General features: G+C 37.0%; 2 protein-coding genes. Both read left to right on the forward strand.

Annotated elements, in window-relative coordinates:
* Positions 1-443, forward strand: a 443-nt coding sequence (locus PSI15_RS18115) for a hypothetical protein (protein WP_273584738.1), incomplete at its 5' end; no start/stop codon positions are given.
* Complete coding sequence (locus tag PSI15_RS18120) at positions 443-826, forward strand: hypothetical protein (protein WP_273584740.1); 384 nt, start codon at positions 443-445, stop codon at positions 824-826. The genes PSI15_RS18115 and PSI15_RS18120, both read left to right, overlap by 1 nt.
* The last annotated feature ends 224 nt before the right edge of the window (positions 827-1050 follow it).

The following is a 1050-nucleotide window of genomic DNA, read 5'->3' on the forward strand; positions in this document are numbered from 1 at the left end:
TAGCGGGGGGAGTGAATCCTTATGGGTATGTGCATAATCCGTTGTCTTGGGTTGATCCTTACGGTCTGGCAGGCAAAGATTGTGGTAAGGCTGCATATAAAGGAAAACTTACGATGAAATCTTCAGAAATGAAGCCATTAGTAAGGGATTCTAGGGAATGGAAACAAGCAGTTAAAGATTTACAGCAATCTATGGTTAATGGCGAAAAATTCCAAGTAAAAGTGCAAACTAGCTCTGATGCAAAAGCATTTTTGAAAGAATCTATTGGTAACATGAACCGTCGTAAAGCCCATACTCAAAGTGCTCGTGCAGATGGTGTTGAAAAATATCCTAAAGGGTACGAACAGCATCAGAGACCAGAAGGTGGATTTGGTGATACACCACATATCAAATGGTATAACAATGGAACGGATGGTCATATCTTCTATGACATACCGAATTAATGATGAAAAATGAATATTATTTCAACTTATTGGTAAAAAAAGAAATACCGCCAAATAAAGATCATGAAGATATATTCTTTAAAATGTTTGAATTTGTCATGAACGAAACATTATATGAATCATCTTCTTTAGATAGTTTGAAGGATATCTTATGTGAAGAATCGTACTATGTTGCACATAATTTAGTCACATACAAAGGTAATAAGGCTATTTTAAAAGGGAAAGTCGTAGCTAGTGAAAAAGAGAATCTAATTTCTTTTTTGTATAAATCTGCTGAACTTGGTGATCTAAGGACTTTATTGATAGCACCTATCTTCAATGAAAAACCTAAGTATGTAATCTATTTAACAGAAGATAACTGTCATTTTTATCATAAAAATTGATTTGGTATTTAAATGATATTATTTGATGTTTAATCAGAAAAGCCGGAAAGATCTCCGTGATCTTCCGGCTTTGTTCTGTTAAGAGCGGCTCACACCCTGCCCTTAGCGGCTTTTGTAGTCCCCAATCAGCTCCCGCATCCGCAGCTTAATTTCACTGATTTGCGCCCGCTGGCGCTGGTATTGCTGTTTGAGGCTGTTCGTCTCGTCACTGTCAGGGATCAGCA

The sequence above is a fragment of the Xenorhabdus sp. PR6a genome (assembly GCF_028599065.1).
Taxonomy (GTDB): domain Bacteria; phylum Pseudomonadota; class Gammaproteobacteria; order Enterobacterales; family Enterobacteriaceae; genus Xenorhabdus; species Xenorhabdus doucetiae.